Consider the following 19,279-nt stretch of genomic DNA (forward strand, 5'->3'; position numbering starts at 1 on the left):
AGCTTTTATGTATAAAGCTGCAACGCCAATAAAATTTTATCATGAACCCAGCTTTTTGTTAACCGGTTTATTAGGAAGGTTTACAAAAGAAAAAGGACAGTGACTTTGGAATCGTCCTGCCCTCACACCTATTAAACGAGTTCGATGACGGCCATCGGGGTGCCGTCCCCTTTTCTCGGGTCCATTTTAATAATGCGTGTATAACCGCCTTGCCGTTCTTCATAACGCGGACCGATGTCATCAAATAATTTTTGAATGGCGTCCTGATCTTCATCAGCCGCTTCCTTACGGATAAATGAAGCAGCTTGTCGACGGTCATGCAAGGTGCCGCCTTTGCCGAGCGTGATCGTTTTTTCCACAATCGGGCGAAGCGCTTTTGCCTTTGCCTCCGTGGTCACAATTTTTTCGTTGATCAAAAGATCTGTTGCGAGATCACGAAATAACGCTTTTCGTGCTGAAGTATTTCTTCCAAGCTTTCTGTATGCCACAGTTATTCCCCTCCTTTTGACCAATTCTCTTGGATAAAGTTACTCTTCATCGCGTAGGCCGAGCCCTAAATCGCCGAGCTTTTCTTGCACTTCCTCCAACGATTTACGTCCCAGGTTGCGCACCTTCATCATATCTTCTTCTGATTTCTGGGTGAGCTCCTGTACAGTGTTGATGCCTGCACGCTTTAAACAATTGTAAGAACGTACCGATAAATCCAGTTCTTCAATTGTCATCTCTAACACTTTTTCTTTTTGGTCTTCCTCTTTTTCCACCATAATTTCCGCATTTTGTGCTTGATCCGTCAAACCGATAAAAATGCTTAAATGTTCATTCATGATCTTGGCGCCAAGGGAGACGGCTTCTTCGGGCCGAATACTTCCATCCGTCCAAACATCCAGCGTTAGTTTATCATAGTTTGTGATCTGACCGACGCGTGTGTTTTCTACCTGGAAATTAACACGGTCAACCGGTGTAAAAATCGAATCGATCGGAAGAACACCGATGGCCAAGTCCTCGTGGTTGTTTCCTTCGGCAGGAACATAGCCACGGCCGCGTTTAGCGGTCATTTTCATATGAAACCTCGCGCCTTCATTAAGCGTGGCGATGTGAAGTTCGGGATTCAAAATATCAACATCACTGTCATGGTTAATATCTCGCGCAGTTACCGTGCCTTCGCCGCTCGTTTCGATTTCAAGCACTTTCTCATCATCGGCATGGATGTTGAGCGCCAGTTTTTTTAAATTCAACACTATGGTGGTAACGTCTTCCACGACGCCCTCCACGGTTGAGAACTCGTGAAGGACCTGATCGATTTGAATATTCGTAATCGCTGATCCCGGTAGGGAGGATAACAGAATTCGACGCAAGGAGTTTCCTAAAGTTGTTCCATAGCCTCGTTCAAGCGGTTCAACAACAAACTTCCCATATTTGCCGTCCTCACTGACTTCAATCGTTTCAATGCTCGGCTTTTCGATTTCGATCATCTTTAAATGATACCCTCCTTCAAAACGTCAGCATCCGTATTGCACACTTCACCATTTCCAGTACATAAAGCCCGCTATCTTGATGCTCACTATGTCTCACCATTATTGACAGAGAGCGGTGTTTTCAAACCTTATAAAGGTTTACGGGGTTATACTCTGCGACGTTTCGGAGGGCGGCAACCGTTATGGGGCACAGGTGTAACATCACGGATAACATTCACTTCAAGTCCAGTTGCTTGCAGTGAACGGATGGCTGCTTCACGGCCGGCTCCCGGTCCTTTTACAGCAACTTCCACGTTTTTCATGCCGTGATCCATCGCGCCTTTAGCGGCTGTTTCAGCTGCCATTTGTGCAGCGAAAGGGGTTGATTTACGAGACCCTTTAAAACCAAGGTTGCCTGCACTTGCCCATGCCAATGCATTTCCTTGCGTATCCGTAATCGTAACAATGGTATTGTTGAATGTGGAGCGAATATGGGCAACTCCCGAATCGACATGTTTACGTTGGCGTTTTTTGCGAGATGCTGCTTTTGGTTTAGCCATTGCTTACAAACCTCCTTACTTCTTCTTATTCGCGATGGTTTTCCGAGGACCTTTCGCGGTTCTGGAATTATTTTTCGTGCTTTGTCCACGAGCCGGTAGCCCGCGACGATGACGAATGCCACGATAGGATCCGATTTCGATTAAACGTTTAACGTTGAGAGACTTCTCCCTGCGAAGGTCCCCTTCCACCGTGTAGTTTCCGACGGCAGTGCGGATGCGACCGAGTTCGTCGTCCGTTAGATCTCGAACCCGAGTTTCCACCGGTACGTCCGCTTCTTCAAGAATTTTTTGGGCATTGCTTTTTCCAATTCCGTAAACGTACGTGAGTGAAATGACTACCCGCTTATCGCGAGGAATGTCAACTCCTGAAATTCGTGCCATGAACGTACACCTCCTTTGCGGTTATCCTTGTTTTTGTTTATGCTTCGGGTTTGAACAAATCACCATGACTGTGCCTTCGCGACGAATGATCTTGCACCGTTCACACATGGGTTTTACGGAAGGTCTGACCTTCATTTTCTTTCCCTCCTTCATGATCGGGAACTATCGCAGAAAAACTGTGACAGCACCCTCCTGCGGCTGTTACTTGTATCGATACGTAATTCGACCACGGGAAAGGTCATATGGGGAAAGTTCCACAGTAACCTTATCACCGGGTAAAATACGGATAAAGTGCATGCGGATCTTGCCGGAAACATGCGCGAGTATTCGATGACCATTCTCCAGTTCCACTCTGAACATGGCGTTTGGCAAAGGCTCGATTACAGTGCCTTCTACTTCAATCGCATCATCTTTGGCCATGGATTTACTCTCCTCCCTTCCTAGTATCAGGTAGCCCTCTACGAAATTGCATAACGTGGGGCAATATGGCATTAGTCACACATCGGCATCAGGCTTGTGTCAAAATTTCATAGCCTGTATCCGTAATCGCAATCGTGTGTTCAAAATGTGCACAGTTTTTTCCATCCGTTGTGACCACTGTCCAATTGTCCTCCAAAGTATGGACATAACGCTCGCCCATATTTACCATCGGTTCAACGGCAAGCACCATCCCAGGTTTCAAACGGACTCCTTTCCCGGGGGGTCCAAAGTGCGGGATTTGCGGGTCTTCATGCAAGTCTTGACCAACACCATGCCCAACATACTCCCTAACAACCGAGAACCCATGTTTCTCCACGAATGTCTGTATCGCATGAGAGATATTAGAGAGTCTATCCTTCGGTTTTGCTTCCGCAAGCCCCTTGTATAAGGCGTTCCGGGTTACATCCAAGAGTTGTTCTGTTTCGGCTGTCATTGCACCAACTGGATATGTCCACGCCGAATCCCCATGATATCCGTGAATCTTCGCTCCAATGTCGATGGAAATAATATCGCCGTTTTTTAACACTCTGTTCCCCGGCACCCCGTGAACAAGTTCCTCATTTACGGAAGTACAAATACTTCCGGTAAATCCATGATAACCTTTAAATGAAGGAACGGCATCATACGATTGTATAAAACGATCTGCGATTTGGTCAAGTTCAGCGGTTGTTATCCCCGGCTTAATATGGCGTTGAAGTTCTTGATGGGTCCAAGCCACAATTTTTCCGGCGTACCGCATAATCTTTAACTCCCGATCGGTTTTACGAATAATCATGCATGCTGCAAACCTTCCAATAATTGAACAATATCCCCTTGCACTTGATCAATCTCTTGATCACCATCAATGTTGCGGAGATAGCCTTTTTTGCTATAAAAATCAATCAGCGGCTGCGTTTGTTCAATGTTCACTTCGAGGCGTTTTTTCACCATTTCCGGTTTATCGTCATCCCGCTGGATGAGCTTGCTGCCATCTACATCACAGATCCCATCCACTTTTGGCGGATTGTAATCCACGTGATACGTCTCACCGGAAGATGGAGAAACACGGCGGCCGGCCAGACGTTTAATCAACGTTTCCTTGGGAACCTCAATGTTAATGACAAAGTCGAGCGAGCGATCGAGATCATTAAGAATATTCTCCAGCGCTTCTGCTTGCGGGATCGTGCGAGGAAACCCGTCAAGCAAAAATCCTTCTGCGCAATCCTTTTCACTCAGCCGCTCCCGAACAATCCCAATGGTCACCTCATCAGGCACAAGTTCTCCTCCGTCAAGGTAGCTTTTCGCTTTTTTACCGAGTTCGGTCTCATTTTTGATGGCTGCCCGGAACATATCCCCTGTAGAAATATGAGGGATTCCATACTCCTCACTGATTGTACCGGCTTGCGTTCCTTTCCCGACACCCGGCAGTCCCATTAAAATTAAATCCATTATACCTCTCCTTACATCCCGCGTTGATACTCTCTCGTTGCTCCTTATTTTATGAAGCCTTTATAGCTGCGTTTCAGTAATTGTCCTTCGATTTGTTTCATTGTGTCCAGTGCAACACCTACGACAATGAGCAAACCTGTGCCTCCAATTTGAATTGCTTCAGGCAATCCGAGTTGAGTCGTAAAGAACACCGGCAAAATTGCAACAGACGCCAAAAATAGGGAGCCGACAAAAGTAAGTCGATACAGGATATGGCGAATATAATGTTCCGTCGTCTTACCGGGACGAATACCGGGGACATAACCGCCTTGCTTCTTCAAGTTCTCTGCCATCGTTTCCGGATTAACCTGCACAAATGTATAGAAATACGTAAAGGCAATGATCAACCCGATGTAAACAATTGCCCCAACCGGTTGTGTGTAATCAAAATTATTGATCACCCATTGGGCAACAACGTTGTCTTCTCCCAAAAAACTTGCAACTGTCGGTGGAAAGATAAATAACGCCATCGCGAAGATGACCGGAATAACCCCAGCGGAGTTCACCTTCAGTGGAAGGTGCGTTGATTGTGCACCTGCCGTTGATTGACGGCCGACCACCCTTTTCGCATATTGGATCGCCACTTTTCGAATGGCTTGCTGCACAAACACAACTCCAACGATAACCAGCAATACAGCAAGTGCTAATAAAAGGATGGTAACAATGCCCATAAACAATTGCTCGCCTGCACCTTCGATTTGCGTGGCATAAATTTGATTAAGCCCATTTGGGATGCCGGCAGCAATACCGGCAAAAATCATAATCGAAATCCCATTCCCCACTCCTTTAGCCGTAATTTGCTCCCCTAACCACATCAGAAAGGTGGTCCCTGCGGTCATGATGAGAGCAATAAGCAGAAAGGTGGTAACTCCGGGGTCCGGAATAAGTCCAGGAAATTGGGCATTAAAACCGATAGACATCGCCAACGCCTGGATGAACGCCAACACAACGGTGAAGTAACGAGTGAACTGTGCCAGTTTCCTTCTCCCTGCTTCCCCTTGCTTCGACCACTCTGTAAACTTCGGAACAACATCCATCCGCAAGAGTTGGACGACGATGGAAGCAGTAATATAAGGGAAGACACCCATCGCAAAGATGGAGAAGTTTCCGAGTGCTCCCCCGCCAAATGTGTCAAGAAAGCCGAAAGCCGATGCTTCCCCCTGGAATTGCAGAACATCGCTGTCGGATCCCGGAATCGGGATGAATGTACCGATACGGTAGACGATAAGCATTGCCAGGGTGAAGAATATTTTCCGCCGCAGATCCTCTGCGCGAAATATATTGGCTAAGCCCTTAAACATTAAACCACCTCGGTTCGACCGCCGGCTGCTTCGATTGCCTTAACTGCAGAGGCAGAAAATTTATTGGCTTTTACTGTCAGCTTTGTTTCCAATTGGCCATCCCCAAGGATTTTAATGCCATCGTTTTCCTTTTTGACGGTTCCTGTCTCGATGAGCAGCTCCGGTGTAACCTCCGTCCCCTCTTCAAAACGATTGAGCGTTTCTATATTCACAACGGTATAAGCCTTCCGAGTTGGGTTTGTAAATCCGCGTTTCGGCAACCGTTTGTAAATAGGGTTTTGTCCACCTTCGAAACCCGGCCGTACATTTCCGCCTGAACGAGATTTTTGTCCGTGTTCCCCACGGCCGGCCGTGTTACTGCGTTTGGAGCCGTACCCCCGTCCGGGACGAATGCCTTTTTTTCGAGAGCCTTCCGCTGGTTTCAAATCGTGCAATTTCATCTTTTCACACCTCCTGTCTTGAAGCGTTCCCTTAATTGCTAATTTCTTTTACATTTACAAGGTGGGATACTTTGTTAACCATTCCGCGAATGGCAGGATCGTCCTTTTGGATCACCGAGTGGTTTACTTTGCGCAGTCCCAATGTCCGTACCGTTACACGCTGGTCTTCCGGTCTGCCAATCAGACTGCGGATGAGGGTGATTTCCAGTTTATTTTCCACTTGTACTCCCTCCTATCCTTGCAATTCTTCAACGCTTTTGCCGCGTAGTCTGGCAATATTTTCAGCTGTTTTCAATTCGCTCAAACCTTGTAGCGTGGCACGGACCATATTAATCGGGTTACTTGAACCGTGGGATTTTGAAAGAATATCACTTACCCCGGCAAGTTCAAGAACAGCACGCACAGGACCTCCGGCGATAACCCCTGTACCTTCAGCTGCAGGTTTCAACAAAACTTTGCCGGCTCCATAACGCCCTACCAATTCGTGAGGGATCGTCGTGCCCACACGGGGGGCTTTAATGAGACTTTTCTTCCCATTTTCCACTGCTTTACGAATCGCCTCGGGTACCTCATTGGCTTTCCCGATGCCAAAACCTACATGTCCGTTGCGGTCACCAACAACGACAATCGCTGCAAAGCGAAAGCTTCGACCGCCTTTTACCACTTTAGAAACACGGTTTATAGCAACAACTTGTTCTTCCAAGTCAAGTTTGTTCGGATCAATGGCCATAGATTGTCCCTCCTTCATGCTTTAAAATTTCAAGCCTTCCTCACGTGCAGCATCAGCCAATGCCGCTACGCGACCGTGATAGATATAGCCTCCACGGTCAAAAATGACATCTTCATATCCCTTTTCACGCGCGCGCTTTGCAATAAGTGTTCCCACATCTTTGGCAGCACTGACGTTTCCACCGTTTTCCTGTTTAAAATCACTGTCTAACGTGGACGCAGATGCCAACGTTTCACCCTCTATATCATCAATAAGTTGGGCATAGATATGGCTGGAAGAACGAAAAACATTTAAGCGCGGGCGTTCCGAAGTTCCGCTTAACTTTTTTCGTATTCTATTATGACGTTGTTTGCGCGCCGATTGTTTATTGGTTTTTGTCGCCATGAAAGACTCTCCTCCTTTCCTGCCTTCATCAGGCAGCAAGTAGCTTCGGTTTATTTACCTGTTTTTCCAACTTTGCTTCGCACCGTTTCATCTGTGTAGCGAACCCCTTTTCCTTTATAGGGCTCCGGCTTGCGAACGGATCGGATATCCGAAGCGACGGCTCCAACCAATTGTTTGTCGATCCCTTTTACAAGCACTCTTGTGTTGGATGGCACTTCAAACTCGATGCCTTCCGGTTCTTCAATTTCAACCGGGTGTGAATAACCGACGTTGAGCACGAGTTTGTTGCCTGATTTTGATGCACGATAACCGACACCGACTAGGTCAAGGCTTTTTTCAAAACCGTCTGTTACACCTTTCACCATGTTTGCGATGAGGCTTCTCGTTGTTCCATGCATGGAACGGTGATCCTTCTTATCAGATGGACGAGTGGTTGTAACGACCCCATCTTCATGGGTGATCGTGATACCTGAATTAAATTGGCGTTCCAATTCCCCTTTTGGGCCTTTAACCGTTACATGTCCGTCATTAACCGTAAGCGTTACACTTTCCGGCACTTCTAACGGTAACACACCGATACGTGACATTTTACATTACACCTCCATTCGCTTCATTCTTACCATACGTAGGCGAGTACTTCGCCGCCGATGTTTTGTTGGCGGGCTTCTTTATCCGTAATTACGCCTGATGAAGTCGATATAACCGCGATGCCCAATCCGTTCAATACGCGGGGAACTTCATCGGAACCGGTATAAACACGCAATCCCGGTTTGCTAATTTTTTTCAATCCGGAGATAACCCGTTCATCTCCCTGCCCGTACTTAAGAAAAATACGGATAACCCCTTGCTTTTTATCATCCACGAATTCTACATCGCGAATATACCCTTCACGCTTAAGGATCTTCGCAATTTCTTTTTTCAAATTTGATGCCGGTAATTCCAGCTTATCATGACGCACGGTGTTGGCGTTGCGAATTCTTGTAAGCATATCGGCAATCGGATCTGTCATAACCATAATGATAAACCTCCTTCCATCTTTCAGGTTTTACCAGCTTGCTTTTTTGACACCGGGGATCTGGCCTTTATACGCAAGATCGCGGAAACAAATCCTGCAAAGCTTAAACTTTTGAAATACAGCGTTCGGCCGCCCGCATCGTTCACAACGGGTGTATTCGCGAACCTTAAATTTTTGAGGTTTCTTTTGCTTTTCGACCATCGCTTTTCTAGCCAAAATGCATTCCCTCCTTACGTTTTTATTTTATCGTTGAAAAGGCATGCCCACTTGTGTAAGCAAAGCTTTTGCTTCCTCATCTGTTTCGGCAGTCGTCACGATCACGATGTCCATTCCGCGGACTTTGTCGATCTTGTCATATTCAATTTCCGGAAAAATCAACTGTTCCCGCACACCGAGCGTATAATTTCCGCGACCATCGAATGCTTTGCTTGAAATTCCGCGGAAATCACGAACACGAGGCAAGGATACGTGAATCAATTTTTCCAGGAAGTCATACATACGCGTGCCACGCAGCGTTACCTTCGCACCGATCGGATTCCCTTCACGCAATTTAAATCCGGCGATCGATCTCTTTGCCCTGGTTACGATCGGTTTTTGCCCTGTGATTAAAGAAAGTTCCTCCATGGCATTATCCAATGTTTTCGGGTTGGATACAGCTTCGCCCACGCCCGTGTTGATCACGATCTTTTCGATCTTCGGGACCGCCATTACCGATGAATAATTAAATTGGTCGTTTAAGCGGGGCACAATTTCATCTTTATAACGTTCTTTTAAAGCGTTCATTTTTTTCGGGCCTCCTTTCAACAAGCGCTACTAGTCAATAACCTCTCCGGATTTTTTTGCAACACGTACCTTTTTGCCATCTTCGGTTTTGTAACCGATCCGGGTAGGTTCTCCGTGTTTAGGGTCAATGAGCATAACATTCGATACATGGATAGGCGCTTCCATATTCTCGATGCCCCCCTGGGGGTTATCCTGTGAAGGTTTCATGTGTTTGGTCACCAAGTTAACACCTTGGACAAGGACGCGTTCGCGGCTTGGGTAAGCTTGGATGACCTCGCCTTCCGTGCCCTTATCTTTCCCGGTAATCACTTGCACCTTATCGCCTGTTTTCACATGCAATTTCGGTTGTTTTGCCATTGGTTCGCACCTCCCTCATCCTGTTTCTTCCAAGTTTTAAAGCACTTCCGGTGCTAACGAGATAATTTTCATATACTGGCTATCACGAAGTTCACGCGCGACCGGGCCGAATATCCGTGTACCTCTTGGGCTTTTGTCATCCCGGATCACGACAGCTGCGTTTTCATCAAATCGAATGTAAGAACCGTCGGTTCGTCTCACACCACTGCGTGAGCGAACGATAACCGCGCGAACAACTTCATTTTTCTTGACAACGCCTCCTGGTGTTGCGTTCTTAACAGTGCAGACGATCATGTCCCCGATGTTTGCGGTTTTTCGTCCGGTACCTCCGAGCACTTTAATGCATTGCACTTCCCGTGCACCTGAATTATCGGCAACTTTTAGCCTAGATTCCTGCTGGATCATTTTCACGGCCTCCCTTCAATCAAAGATGTCTTAAATAATCACTGATTCTTCGACGATTTCAACGAGGCGGAAGTATTTATCTTTGGATAACGGGCGTGTCTCCATGATTTTTACAGTGTCGCCTGCTTTCGCTTCATTATTTTCGTCGTGTGCTTTGAATCTTTTTGAAGAACGGACACGCTTGCCGTACAGCTTATCTACTTTATACGTTTCAACGACAACGGTAATTGTTTTATCCATTTTATCGGAAACCACACGGCCGATCCGTACTTTTCGGTCATTACGTTCACTCATTTGTCAGCTACCTCCTTTTTACCCTCGGTTTATGCCAAGTTCTCTTTCTCGCAAAACGGTATTGGCACGGGCGATTGCTTTTCGAACGTTACGGATGCGGGCAGGGTTATCCAACTGACCGGTTGCCAGTTGAAAACGAAGGTTGAACAGTTCTTCTTTTAATGATTTCGTTTCTTGTTCAATTTCCGTCGTAGTCATTTCCCGGATTTCATTAGCCTTCATTTGCCTCACCACCCATTTCTTCACGTTTCACAAATTTGCATTTGATTGGAAGTTTGTGGGATGCAAGACGCAATGCTTCTCGTGCCACTTCCTCATCGACACCTGCGATTTCGAACATAATCCTGCCGGGTTTAACCACGGCTACCCAACCTTCCGGCGCACCTTTACCGGAACCCATTCGGACTTCCAAAGGTTTTGCAGTATAAGGTTTATCGGGGAAAATTTTAATCCAAACTTTACCGCCACGTTTCATATAACGAGTCATCGCGATACGCGCGGCTTCAATCTGCCGGTTTGAGACCCATGCTGGTTCTATGGCCTGCAGGCCATACTCACCAAATGTGATTTCCGTGCCGCCTTTAGCACGGCCTCTCATACGTCCACGCATTTGGCGGCGGTACTTCACGCGTTTAGGCATTAACATGTTTAGTCGCCTCCTTCGTCTGTGCGGTCACCTTTCGTGGGAAGAACCTCTCCACGGTATATCCAAATTTTTACACCAATCTTCCCGTACGTGGTGTCTGCTTCTGCTGTGCCAAAATCAATGTCCGCTCGCAACGTATGCAATGGAACAGTTCCTTCGCTGTAGCTCTCGGAACGTGCCATATCCGCACCACCGAGACGTCCGTTCACTTCTGTGCGAATACCCTTTGCTCCGGAACGCATGGTGCGCTGGATGGATTGCTTCATTGCACGGCGAAAAGATACGCGGTTTTCCAGCTGGCGCGCGATGTTTTCCGCAACGAGCTTCGCATCCAAATCCGCTTGCTTGATCTCGGAGATGTTGATGTGCACACGTTTACCGGTGAGGGCGTTTAGGTTTTTACGCAACGCTTCAACTTCAGAGCCGCCTTTTCCGATCACCATGCCGGGTTTGGCAGTGTGAATGTTGATGTTCACTCGATTTGCCGCACGTTCAATCTCGATCGTAGATATGGAAGCATCTTTAAGACGCTCTTCAATATACCCGCGAATTTTTACGTCCTCATGCAGCAACGTCGCGTATTCTTTTTCTGCGTACCATTTTGATTCCCAGTCACGGATTACACCAATCCGAAAACCTATGGGATTAACTTTTTGACCCACGCTTTATCCTTCCTCCTTTTCTGAAACAATGATTGTAATGTGGCTTGTTCGTTTATTGATCCGGGATGCGCGTCCCATAGCCCTCGGGCGAAAACGTTTCAGGGTGACGCCTTCATCCACGTAAGCTTTGCTGATGATCAAATCTTCCGGTTCCATTTCATAATTATGCTCCGCATTGGCAATCGCGGATTTCAACACCTTCTCCACCGTTGGAGACACTCCCCTTGGAGTATGCTTCAATATGGAAATGGCTTCTCCGACGTCCTTGCCTCGCACAAGGTCAACGACCAACCGTGCTTTTCGAGGAGCGACTCGAACCTGTTTCGCAACTGCTTTAGCCTCCATTGTAGTCTACCTCCTCTCTTGTTAACGCCGTTTCGTTCTTTTGTCGCCCTTGTCGTGTCCCCGATACGTACGTGTTGGGGCAAACTCGCCTAGTTTGTGACCGACCATATCCTCCTGGACGTAAACAGGCACATGCTTACGGCCGTCATAGACTGCAATAGTGTGACCGACAAAATTCGGGAAAATCGTGGAGCGGCGTGACCATGTTTTAATTACACGACTGTTATTTACATCCATCGCTTCAACTTTTTTCATTAGATGATCGTCTACAAATGGTCCTTTTTTCAAGCTGCGTCCCATTCGAATGCCTCCTTTCTCATAAAAACGCGACGTGTGAATAGCGCCTCCCCGATTCGAAATCTTGGGGTGCTGGCGCTAATCCGATCGCGATTATCTTCTTTTCTTTTTGTTACGACCTTGAACAATATACTTGTTTGACGGCTTATTTCTTTTTCTCGTCTTATATCCAACAGTCGGTTGTCCCCAAGGGGATACGGGAGCATCAAGTCCGACCGGCGCTTTTCCTTCACCACCGCCGTGTGGGTGGTCATCCGGGTTCATGGCAAAACCGCGGACAGTAGGGCGTTTATTAAGCCAACGGTTGCGCCCGGCTTTTCCGATATTAATCTGTTCATTTTCAAGGTTGCCCACTTGCCCAATTGTCGCTCTGCACGTGGACAGAATCTGACGGGTCTCTCCGGATTTTAAACGAAGAAGCGTATATTTGCCTTCACGACCCAGAACTTGGGCATGAGCACCCGCCGCGCGTGCCAATTGACCGCCCTTCCCAGGCCTCATTTCAATGTTGTGAATGGTTGTGCCTACCGGAATATCCTTAATTTCAAGCGCGTTCCCGACTTTGATGTCTGCATCGGATCCGGATGATACATTGTTACCGACTTTAAGACCGTTAGGGGAAAGAATATAGCGTTTTTCTCCGTCTACATAATGAATAAGCGCGATATTCGCCGAGCGGTTAGGATCATATTCAATCGTTGCTACCCGACCCGGGACCCCGTCCTTATTGCGTTTAAAATCGATGATCCGATACTTACGCTTATGGCCGCCACCTTGGTGGCGAGTCGTAATGCGGCCATGATTGTTCCGGCCCGCATTTTTGGAATGCGGCGCAAGCAATGACCGTTCCGGACTGTCGGTTGTAATTTCGGAGAAATTTTTTCCGGTCATAAAACGTTGGCCGCCTGTTTTCGGTCTATAACGTTTAACTGCCATTGTATTTCCCTCCTCTTCTGTGAAACTTAAACCTCATCAAATATTTCGATCTCATCACTGTTCTCGGTTAAGCTTACAATCGCCTTTTTTCGCGCGGGCTTATAGCCTTCGAAACGACCAAAACGGCGAAACTTTCGTTTATAATTCATCGTGTTAACCTTGTCAACATCAACTTCAAAAATTTTCTCGACCGCTTGTTTGATCTGCGTTTTATTTGCTTTAATGTCGACTTCAAACGTGTACTTCTTATCTTCCATGATCTCTGTAGAGCGTTCCGTAATCACCGGGCGCTTAATTACATCGCGTGCATCCATTAGCCAAGCACCTCCTCTACGTTCTCTACAGCCTTTTTCGTGATGATTAACTTATCACTGTTGATCACATCTAGCACATTTACACCTTGTGCATCGATGGTTTTTACATGCTGCAGATTGTTCGCGGATTTCTTTAGGTTTTCATCATCATCCGCTGTGACAATCAATGTTTTTTGCTCAGCGGAAAGGCTGGAAAGAACATTCACCATTTCTTTTGTTTTCGGCACGTCAAATTGAAGGTCGTCGACAACGATAAGCGCGTCATCCTGAACTTTTGCGGAAAGTACGGATCTAATCGCGAGACGGCGAACCTTTTTCGGAAGTTTATACCCATAGTTTCTTGGTTTCGGCGCAAAAATAACACCGCCACCCGTCCATATCGGAGAACGGTTTGAGCCATGACGTGCACGACCCGTTCCTTTTTGGCGCCAAGGTTTTGCGCCGCCACCGCGAACTTCGGAACGAGTTTTAGCGTTTTGGGTTCCTTGCCGAAGGGAAGCTTGCTGCATGACAACCGCATCGTGTACAACACTTTCATTCGGTGTAATTCCGAAAACGGCGTCGGTAAGTTCCGCGTCCCCGACTTCCGAGCCGGTTTGATTGTATACCGTTACTTTAGGCATAATGGTTCCTCCTTTCTTTTAGACATTATTGGCTAACAGATTGTACCTTTACATAGCCTTTTTTGGGTCCAGGTACATTTCCTTTTATAAGCAACAGGTTACGTCCTTCATCAATTTGAACCACTTCAAGGTTTTGCACTGTTACTTGGCTACCGCCCATTTGGCCGGGAAGCTTTGTGCCTTTGAACACTTTAGATGTGTCAATAGGGCTCAATGCGCCTGAACCTCGATGGTAGCGGGAACCGTGTGATTTCGGTCCGATTGCGTAATTGTGCCGCTTAATTGAACCCTGAAATCCTTTCCCTTTCGAAACACCCGTGACGTCAATAGTGTCGCCGGATGCAAATGTATTAACGTTGACCTCTTGACCAACTTCGTGATCTGCAACATTCATATTGCGAAATTCACGGACGTAGCGCTTGGGCGCCGTGCTTGCTTTTTCAGCATGGCCTTTTTCCGGTTTTGTGGCACGTTGATCTTTTTTGTCATCCGCGCCTAATTGAACCGCATCGTAACCATCATTCGCTTCTGTTTTTAACTGCATGACAATGTTCGGGTTTGCTTGAACGACAGTTACAGGGACAACATCGCCGTTCTCTTGAAATACCTGTGTCATGCCGATCTTCCTACCCAAGATTCCTTTGGCCATCAGTCACACCTCCTGTTTTTCATGTTTAATAGTTTGTATCTCTAAAACGTGTTTAGAGCTTAATCTCAATATCGACACCCGACGGCAGATCCAAACGCATCAACGCGTCTACCGTTTGCGGCGTCGGACTGAGAATGTCGATAAGGCGCTTGTGCGTGCGCATTTCGAATTGCTCACGAGAATCCTTAAACTTGTGCGTCGCGCGGATAACGGTGTATACCGACCGGTCTGTCGGAAGAGGCACCGGCCCTGACACTTTCGCATCGGAACGCTTCGCGGTCTCCACAATTTTTGCGGAAGATTGATCAAGGATTCGGTGATCATACGCCTTTAATCGAATTCTGATTTTCTCGTTTGCCATGTTTAACCCTCCTTTTCGCCTGATGTTCAGACTTGCTCCGTGAAAATTCCCCCCACCCGCCATGGCAAAGGGGCCGGGTGTGTCGGGCAACCTTTCACTTCTTCGCTCAACAAAAATGGGAGGTCCGTATGTTGGGCCTCCTCCCACCTTCTTTGTCACACCTAACCATTATAAAGGCAACAAATACTGATTGCAAGTGCAAATTTGCGTTTTGACGTAATTTGTTTATTAGTTTCATGGAAACAAGCGCGAGCGGCTATCATAACAAGAGATGGCTCCCGCCGATTTTAGCACAGAAGAGCGCAAGAACAAACAATTAACTAGGGTTTCCGAAATGAAAAAGTTCCTTTTATAGGAAGCACAATCCAAGGTAAAAGTGCTCAAAGCTAATCTCTTGCTTTTATAATTGGCGCTAGCCAAGAACTCAGCAGAAAGCGCGAAGTCATAGGAGTCATTTTCGCTTGATTCGGGTTAATCAAACGTTTAATGAATGGGTGACAGTTTGTGTTGCAGATAAGTGATCTTGTCATAGATTTTGATTGATCTATTTAATTTACCTTCAGTATCACTTCGGGTTCATTCATTAATCAAAACGAATATTATAAAAGCCATAAAGCGATGGTATTTTCTAAAATACCCACTATTACAATGGAGTTCGGACTGTCGTTACTTAGTTTTCTTTAACAGTGTCCGAAGTAGCCCTTGGTTCGGCCACTTTATTGCTATTTCCTACACAAATGTCCGAGGTAGCTCCGAGTTCGGACATTATCGTCGGTATTATCAAGGATGTTGTCCGATTAAAGCTGGGACAGAAAAAATAACTAGTGCAGAGTAGCTAACATCGAGTAAGGCGCCTAAACTGTTGTGCATGACGGATGTGATGCATATTTCAGGCACCATAAGCGTTTAAGGCGACGCTATCCCCCCGGCTTTATTTTAGATTCATTAAACAAACGCTTGCTTAAGATGCACAAAAAAGCACCCCTTACGGGATGCTTTTTTTGGTTTATTTCACGATTTCTGTAACAACGCCGGAGCCTACCGTGCGTCCGCCTTCGCGGATCGAGAAGCGTGTACCGTCTTCGATGGCAATCGGCTGAATAAGGCTAACAGACATTTCGATGTTATCCCCAGGCATGACCATTTCTACGCCTTCAGGCAAGTTGATTACGCCGGTAACATCTGTCGTACGGAAATAAAATTGAGGGCGGTAGTTTTGAAAGAATGGCGTGTGACGACCGCCTTCATCTTTTGAAAGAACATAAACCTCTGCTTTAAATTCCGTATGCGGCGTGATTGTGCCCGGCTTGGCAAGCACCTGTCCACGCGTAATATCGTCACGGTTAACGCCTCGGAGCAATGCACCGATGTTGTCACCCGCTTCGGCATAGTCAAGAATCTTGTGGAACATCTCCACACCGGTAACAGTTGTTTTTCTTTTTTCTTCAACAATGCCGAGGATTTCTACTTCATCACCTGAGTTAAGCATGCCACGCTCAACGCGTCCGGTTGCAACGGTACCGCGCCCGGTAATGGAGAAGACGTCCTCAACCGGCATCATGAATGGCTTGTCCGTGTCACGGTCCGGTGTCGGAATATAGTTGTCAACTTCTTGCATCAAGTCGAGGATTTTTTGCTTGTGTTCTTCATCGCCTTCAAGAGCTTTCAAAGCAGAGCCGGATACAACTGGGATGTCGTCTCCCGGGAAGTCATACTCGGAAAGAAGGTCGCGCACTTCCATCTCCACGAGTTCAAGAAGCTCTTCGTCGTCTACCTGGTCCACTTTGTTAAGAAAAACAACAATGGAAGGCACACCGACGTTACGGGAAAGCAAGATGTGCTCACGTGTTTGCGGCATTGGGCCGTCAGCGGCGGATACAACGAGGATGGATCCGTCCATTTGCGCTGCCCCTGTGATCATGTTTTTCACGTAGTCCGCGTGACCGGGGCAATCCACGTGTGCGTAGTGACGATCTTCCGTCTCATACTCAACGTGGGAAGTCGCGATGGTAATGCCACGCTCCTTCTCTTCCGGAGCACCATCAATTGCGTCATATTCCATGACAGTACCTGTGCCGGATTGCTCATGAAGCACTTTTGTAATCGCTGCGGTTAGCGTTGTTTTTCCGTGGTCTACGTGGCCGATTGTGCCAATATTGGCATGCGTTTTCGACCGATCAAATTTTTCTTTTGCCATTGAAATGTTCCTCCCTTAATTAAGGTTTTTTTATAGCAAGAAAGCATGATCGTTGATCTACTTTCTAGGCTTTTGGTTTTAGTGCCCTTCATTATTCACCAGTGTTCTTTTTAATGATCTCTTCAGAAATGCTCTTCGGCACTTCCGCATAATGATCGAAGAACATCGAATATGTTCCGCGTCCTTGCGTGTTGGAGCGGAGGTTTGTAGCATACCCAAACATCTCTGCAAGCGGAACGAAAGCGCTAATGATTTGCGCGTTGCCTCGGGCGCCCATTCCTTCAACTCGGCCGCGTCGTGATGTAATATCACCCATAACATCGCCCATGTATTCTTCCGGTACGATGATTTCAACTTTCATCAGCGGTTCGAGCAGAACTGGTTGACACCTGGATTTTGCTTCTTTAAGCGCCATTGAGGCAGCAATTTTATATGCCATTTCATTCGAATCCACATCGTGATAGGACCCATCATATAAACGCGCTTTTACATCAATCATCGGATAGCCGGCGAGCAAACCGTTTTGCAACGCTTCTTCCACACCCTGCTCCACTGAGTTGATATAATCCTTTGGAACGACCCCGCCAACGACTGCATTTTGAAATTCAAAGCCAGCGCCTTGTTCATTAGGACTAAATTCGATCCAAACATGACCATATTGGCCACGGCCTCCGGATTGACGAATGAACTTGCCTTCACATTGCGCGGAGGTTTGAATCGTTTCACGATAAGAGACTTGCGGAGCGCCGACTTGCGCCTCGACTTTAAACTCTCGCTTCAGACGATCGACGATGATATCAAGGTGAAGTTCACCCATTCCGGAAATGACCGTTTGGCCCGTTTCCTCATCTGTATACGTTTTGAACGTAGGGTCTTCTTCCGCAAGTTTGCCAAGTGCAACGCCCATTTTATCCTGATCCGCTTTTGACTTAGGCTCTACCGACAAGGAGATGACTGTTTCCGGGAAGTCCATTGATTCAAGAATCACACGATCCTTCTCATCACAAAGTGTATCACCTGTCGACGTGTCTTTCAATCCGATGCCGGCGGCAATATCTCCGGAGTAGACTCTAGAAATCTCTTCCCGTGAATTGGCGTGCATCTGCAAAAGCCGTCCGACACGTTCACGGTTATCTTTGGACGAATTGCGCACATAAGACCCCGAGGAAAGCGTACCTGAATAGACGCGGAAGAACGTCAATTTTCCGACATACGGGTCTGTCATAATTTTAAAAGCCAAGGCGGAAAATGATCCTTCGTCATCAGCTTCGCGGGTTACCTCTTCTTCAGAATCCGGCTTTATCCCTTTGATAGCGGGAACGTCCGTCGGTGACGGCAAGTAATCAAGGACAGCATCCAGCACCAGTTGGACACCTTTGTTTTTAAAGGCCGACCCACAAAAGACGGGATAAAACTCAATATCCAGCGTTCCTTTACGAATTGCCCGTTTAATATCCTCGTTACTTAATTCCTCGCCTTCCAAATACGCCATCATAAGATCTTCGTCGAATTCTGCAACGGCATCAATCAGTTGCTCGCGATAGGATTCGGCTTGTTCACGGTACTCATCGGGGATCTCGCGAACTTCTGGTTCTTTACCCAAATCATCCAAATAATAGTGGGCTTTCATTTCTATAAGATCGATGATTCCTTCGAATTCATCCTCAGCACCGATCGGAAGCTGAACAGCCTGGGCGTTCGCCCCAAGACGATCCTTTAATGTACTGACTGAATAGAGGAAGTCCGCTCCTACTTTATCCATTTTATTGACGAAAACAATTCTTGGCACATGATACGTCGTAGCCTGACGCCAAACCGTTTCGGTTTGGGGCTCAACGCCTGATTGTGCATCAAGTACGGCTACCGACCCATCAAGGACACGCAGGGAACGCTCCACTTCAACCGTGAAATCAACGTGCCCCGGGGTATCAATGATGTTGATACGATGATCTTTCCATTGGGCTGTTGTCGCGGCTGAAGTGATCGTAATCCCGCGGTCTTGCTCTTGCGACATCCAGTCCATTTGGGAAGCACCCTCATGTGTTTCTCCAATTTTATGAGTACGGCCGGTATAGAACAAAATACGTTCCGTAGCCGTTGTTTTACCGGCATCAATGTGAGCCATGATGCCGATATTACGTGTTTTTTCCAAGGAGAACTCTCTTGACATGGCCTACACTTTCTCCTTTCATCCATTT

The 19,279-nt window shown here is 46.9% G+C and carries 32 protein-coding genes; all 32 read right to left on the bottom strand.

The window, feature by feature from the left end; genetic code table 11:
- Nucleotides 1–131: 131 nt before the first annotated feature.
- Nucleotides 132–488 carry a 50S ribosomal protein L17 gene (gene rplQ, locus EPH95_RS10035; RefSeq protein WP_142089617.1) on the bottom strand — a complete coding sequence of 119 codons (357 nt, stop codon included), beginning with the start codon at nt 486–488 and terminating at the stop codon, nt 132–134.
- 39 nt (nt 489–527) lie between these two features.
- The gene (locus EPH95_RS10040; protein ID WP_142089618.1) at nt 528–1,472 is read right to left on the bottom strand and encodes a DNA-directed RNA polymerase subunit alpha; all 945 of its coding nucleotides are present in this window, start codon (nt 1,470–1,472) and stop codon (nt 528–530) included.
- A 149-nt stretch (nt 1,473–1,621) separates the two neighbouring features.
- Nucleotides 1,622–2,014 (bottom strand): 30S ribosomal protein S11, encoded by a 393-nt coding sequence (gene rpsK, locus EPH95_RS10045; protein WP_142089619.1) that lies wholly within the window; start codon nt 2,012–2,014, stop codon nt 1,622–1,624.
- Nucleotides 2,015–2,029: 15 nt separating this feature from the next.
- Nucleotides 2,030–2,395, bottom strand: coding sequence for a 30S ribosomal protein S13 (gene rpsM / locus EPH95_RS10050; RefSeq protein WP_142089621.1), 366 nt, complete (start codon nt 2,393–2,395; stop codon nt 2,030–2,032).
- A gap of 21 nt (nt 2,396–2,416) precedes the next feature.
- Nucleotides 2,417–2,530 carry a 50S ribosomal protein L36 gene (gene rpmJ / locus EPH95_RS10055; RefSeq protein WP_114373695.1) on the bottom strand — a complete coding sequence of 38 codons (114 nt, stop codon included), beginning with the start codon at nt 2,528–2,530 and terminating at the stop codon, nt 2,417–2,419.
- A 66-nt stretch (nt 2,531–2,596) separates the two neighbouring features.
- Nucleotides 2,597–2,815, bottom strand: a complete 219-nt coding sequence (gene infA / locus EPH95_RS10060) for a translation initiation factor IF-1 (protein WP_114373692.1) — start codon at nt 2,813–2,815, stop codon at nt 2,597–2,599.
- 88 nt (nt 2,816–2,903) lie between these two features.
- Nucleotides 2,904–3,650, bottom strand: a complete 747-nt coding sequence (gene map, locus EPH95_RS10065) for a type I methionyl aminopeptidase (protein ID WP_142089623.1) — start codon at nt 3,648–3,650, stop codon at nt 2,904–2,906.
- Nucleotides 3,647–4,303, bottom strand: coding sequence for an adenylate kinase (locus EPH95_RS10070; protein ID WP_142089626.1), 657 nt, complete (start codon nt 4,301–4,303; stop codon nt 3,647–3,649). Before EPH95_RS10070 ends, map begins: the two co-directional genes overlap by 4 nt.
- 44 nt (nt 4,304–4,347) lie before the next feature.
- Nucleotides 4,348–5,643: a preprotein translocase subunit SecY gene (gene secY, locus EPH95_RS10075; protein WP_142089628.1), complete on the bottom strand. Its 1,296-nt coding sequence runs from the start codon at nt 5,641–5,643 to the stop codon at nt 4,348–4,350.
- Complete coding sequence (gene rplO / locus EPH95_RS10080; protein WP_142089630.1) at nt 5,643–6,083, bottom strand: 50S ribosomal protein L15; 441 nt, start codon at nt 6,081–6,083, stop codon at nt 5,643–5,645. Before rplO ends, secY begins: the two co-directional genes overlap by 1 nt.
- 31 nt (nt 6,084–6,114) lie before the next feature.
- Nucleotides 6,115–6,303 (bottom strand): 50S ribosomal protein L30, encoded by a 189-nt coding sequence (rpmD, locus tag EPH95_RS10085; protein ID WP_142089632.1) that lies wholly within the window; start codon nt 6,301–6,303, stop codon nt 6,115–6,117.
- Nucleotides 6,304–6,315: 12 nt separating this feature from the next.
- A complete protein-coding gene (rpsE, locus tag EPH95_RS10090; RefSeq protein ID WP_142089634.1) occupies nt 6,316–6,813 on the bottom strand; it encodes a 30S ribosomal protein S5 in 498 nt (165 codons plus the stop codon).
- Nucleotides 6,814–6,834: 21 nt separating this feature from the next.
- Nucleotides 6,835–7,197, bottom strand: coding sequence for a 50S ribosomal protein L18 (gene rplR / locus EPH95_RS10095; protein WP_142089636.1), 363 nt, complete (start codon nt 7,195–7,197; stop codon nt 6,835–6,837).
- 50 nt (nt 7,198–7,247) lie between these two features.
- A complete protein-coding gene (gene rplF / locus EPH95_RS10100; protein ID WP_142089638.1) occupies nt 7,248–7,784 on the bottom strand; it encodes a 50S ribosomal protein L6 in 537 nt (178 codons plus the stop codon).
- 29 nt (nt 7,785–7,813) lie between these two features.
- Nucleotides 7,814–8,212: a 30S ribosomal protein S8 gene (rpsH, locus tag EPH95_RS10105; RefSeq protein WP_142089640.1), complete on the bottom strand. Its 399-nt coding sequence runs from the start codon at nt 8,210–8,212 to the stop codon at nt 7,814–7,816.
- Nucleotides 8,213–8,242: 30 nt separating this feature from the next.
- Nucleotides 8,243–8,428: a type Z 30S ribosomal protein S14 gene (locus EPH95_RS10110; RefSeq protein WP_142089643.1), complete on the bottom strand. Its 186-nt coding sequence runs from the start codon at nt 8,426–8,428 to the stop codon at nt 8,243–8,245.
- 27 nt (nt 8,429–8,455) lie between these two features.
- The gene (gene rplE, locus EPH95_RS10115) at nt 8,456–8,995 is read right to left on the bottom strand and encodes a 50S ribosomal protein L5 (protein ID WP_142089645.1); all 540 of its coding nucleotides are present in this window, start codon (nt 8,993–8,995) and stop codon (nt 8,456–8,458) included.
- Nucleotides 8,996–9,025: 30 nt separating this feature from the next.
- Complete coding sequence (gene rplX / locus EPH95_RS10120) at nt 9,026–9,334, bottom strand: 50S ribosomal protein L24 (RefSeq protein WP_142091577.1); 309 nt, start codon at nt 9,332–9,334, stop codon at nt 9,026–9,028.
- Nucleotides 9,335–9,388: 54 nt separating this feature from the next.
- Entirely contained in the window at nt 9,389–9,757 is a 369-nt protein-coding gene (gene rplN / locus EPH95_RS10125; RefSeq protein ID WP_142089647.1) for a 50S ribosomal protein L14, read from the bottom strand.
- Between the two features lie 30 nt (nt 9,758–9,787).
- The gene (gene rpsQ, locus EPH95_RS10130; protein ID WP_142089649.1) at nt 9,788–10,051 is read right to left on the bottom strand and encodes a 30S ribosomal protein S17; all 264 of its coding nucleotides are present in this window, start codon (nt 10,049–10,051) and stop codon (nt 9,788–9,790) included.
- 18 nt (nt 10,052–10,069) lie between these two features.
- Nucleotides 10,070–10,273 carry a 50S ribosomal protein L29 gene (rpmC, locus tag EPH95_RS10135; RefSeq protein ID WP_142089651.1) on the bottom strand — a complete coding sequence of 68 codons (204 nt, stop codon included), beginning with the start codon at nt 10,271–10,273 and terminating at the stop codon, nt 10,070–10,072.
- Nucleotides 10,263–10,697 (bottom strand): 50S ribosomal protein L16, encoded by a 435-nt coding sequence (gene rplP, locus EPH95_RS10140; RefSeq protein WP_142089654.1) that lies wholly within the window; start codon nt 10,695–10,697, stop codon nt 10,263–10,265. Before rplP ends, rpmC begins: the two co-directional genes overlap by 11 nt.
- Nucleotides 10,698–10,699: 2 nt before the next feature.
- Nucleotides 10,700–11,359, bottom strand: coding sequence for a 30S ribosomal protein S3 (gene rpsC, locus EPH95_RS10145; RefSeq protein ID WP_142089656.1), 660 nt, complete (start codon nt 11,357–11,359; stop codon nt 10,700–10,702).
- 3 nt (nt 11,360–11,362) lie between these two features.
- On the bottom strand, nt 11,363–11,704 hold the full coding sequence (rplV, locus tag EPH95_RS10150) for a 50S ribosomal protein L22 (RefSeq protein ID WP_142089658.1): 342 nt from the start codon (nt 11,702–11,704) through the stop codon (nt 11,363–11,365).
- A gap of 21 nt (nt 11,705–11,725) precedes the next feature.
- Nucleotides 11,726–12,004 (bottom strand): 30S ribosomal protein S19, encoded by a 279-nt coding sequence (gene rpsS, locus EPH95_RS10155; protein WP_142089661.1) that lies wholly within the window; start codon nt 12,002–12,004, stop codon nt 11,726–11,728.
- A gap of 90 nt (nt 12,005–12,094) precedes the next feature.
- Entirely contained in the window at nt 12,095–12,937 is an 843-nt protein-coding gene (gene rplB / locus EPH95_RS10160) for a 50S ribosomal protein L2 (protein ID WP_142089663.1), read from the bottom strand.
- A 26-nt stretch (nt 12,938–12,963) separates the two neighbouring features.
- Complete coding sequence (gene rplW, locus EPH95_RS10165) at nt 12,964–13,251, bottom strand: 50S ribosomal protein L23 (protein WP_142089665.1); 288 nt, start codon at nt 13,249–13,251, stop codon at nt 12,964–12,966.
- Nucleotides 13,251–13,874 (bottom strand): 50S ribosomal protein L4, encoded by a 624-nt coding sequence (rplD, locus tag EPH95_RS10170; RefSeq protein ID WP_142089667.1) that lies wholly within the window; start codon nt 13,872–13,874, stop codon nt 13,251–13,253. Before rplD ends, rplW begins: the two co-directional genes overlap by 1 nt.
- A 25-nt stretch (nt 13,875–13,899) precedes the next feature.
- Nucleotides 13,900–14,523 (bottom strand): 50S ribosomal protein L3, encoded by a 624-nt coding sequence (gene rplC / locus EPH95_RS10175; protein WP_142089669.1) that lies wholly within the window; start codon nt 14,521–14,523, stop codon nt 13,900–13,902.
- A gap of 52 nt (nt 14,524–14,575) precedes the next feature.
- Complete coding sequence (gene rpsJ / locus EPH95_RS10180; protein WP_142089671.1) at nt 14,576–14,884, bottom strand: 30S ribosomal protein S10; 309 nt, start codon at nt 14,882–14,884, stop codon at nt 14,576–14,578.
- A gap of 1,006 nt (nt 14,885–15,890) precedes the next feature.
- Nucleotides 15,891–17,081: an elongation factor Tu gene (tuf, locus tag EPH95_RS10185; protein WP_142089673.1), complete on the bottom strand. Its 1,191-nt coding sequence runs from the start codon at nt 17,079–17,081 to the stop codon at nt 15,891–15,893.
- Nucleotides 17,082–17,172: 91 nt separating this feature from the next.
- Entirely contained in the window at nt 17,173–19,251 is a 2,079-nt protein-coding gene (gene fusA, locus EPH95_RS10190) for an elongation factor G (RefSeq protein WP_142089675.1), read from the bottom strand.
- Between the last annotated feature and the right edge of the window lie 28 nt (nt 19,252–19,279).

Source organism: Salicibibacter halophilus, from assembly GCF_006740705.1.
In the GTDB taxonomy this organism is placed as follows: domain Bacteria; phylum Bacillota; class Bacilli; order Bacillales; family Marinococcaceae; genus Salicibibacter; species Salicibibacter halophilus.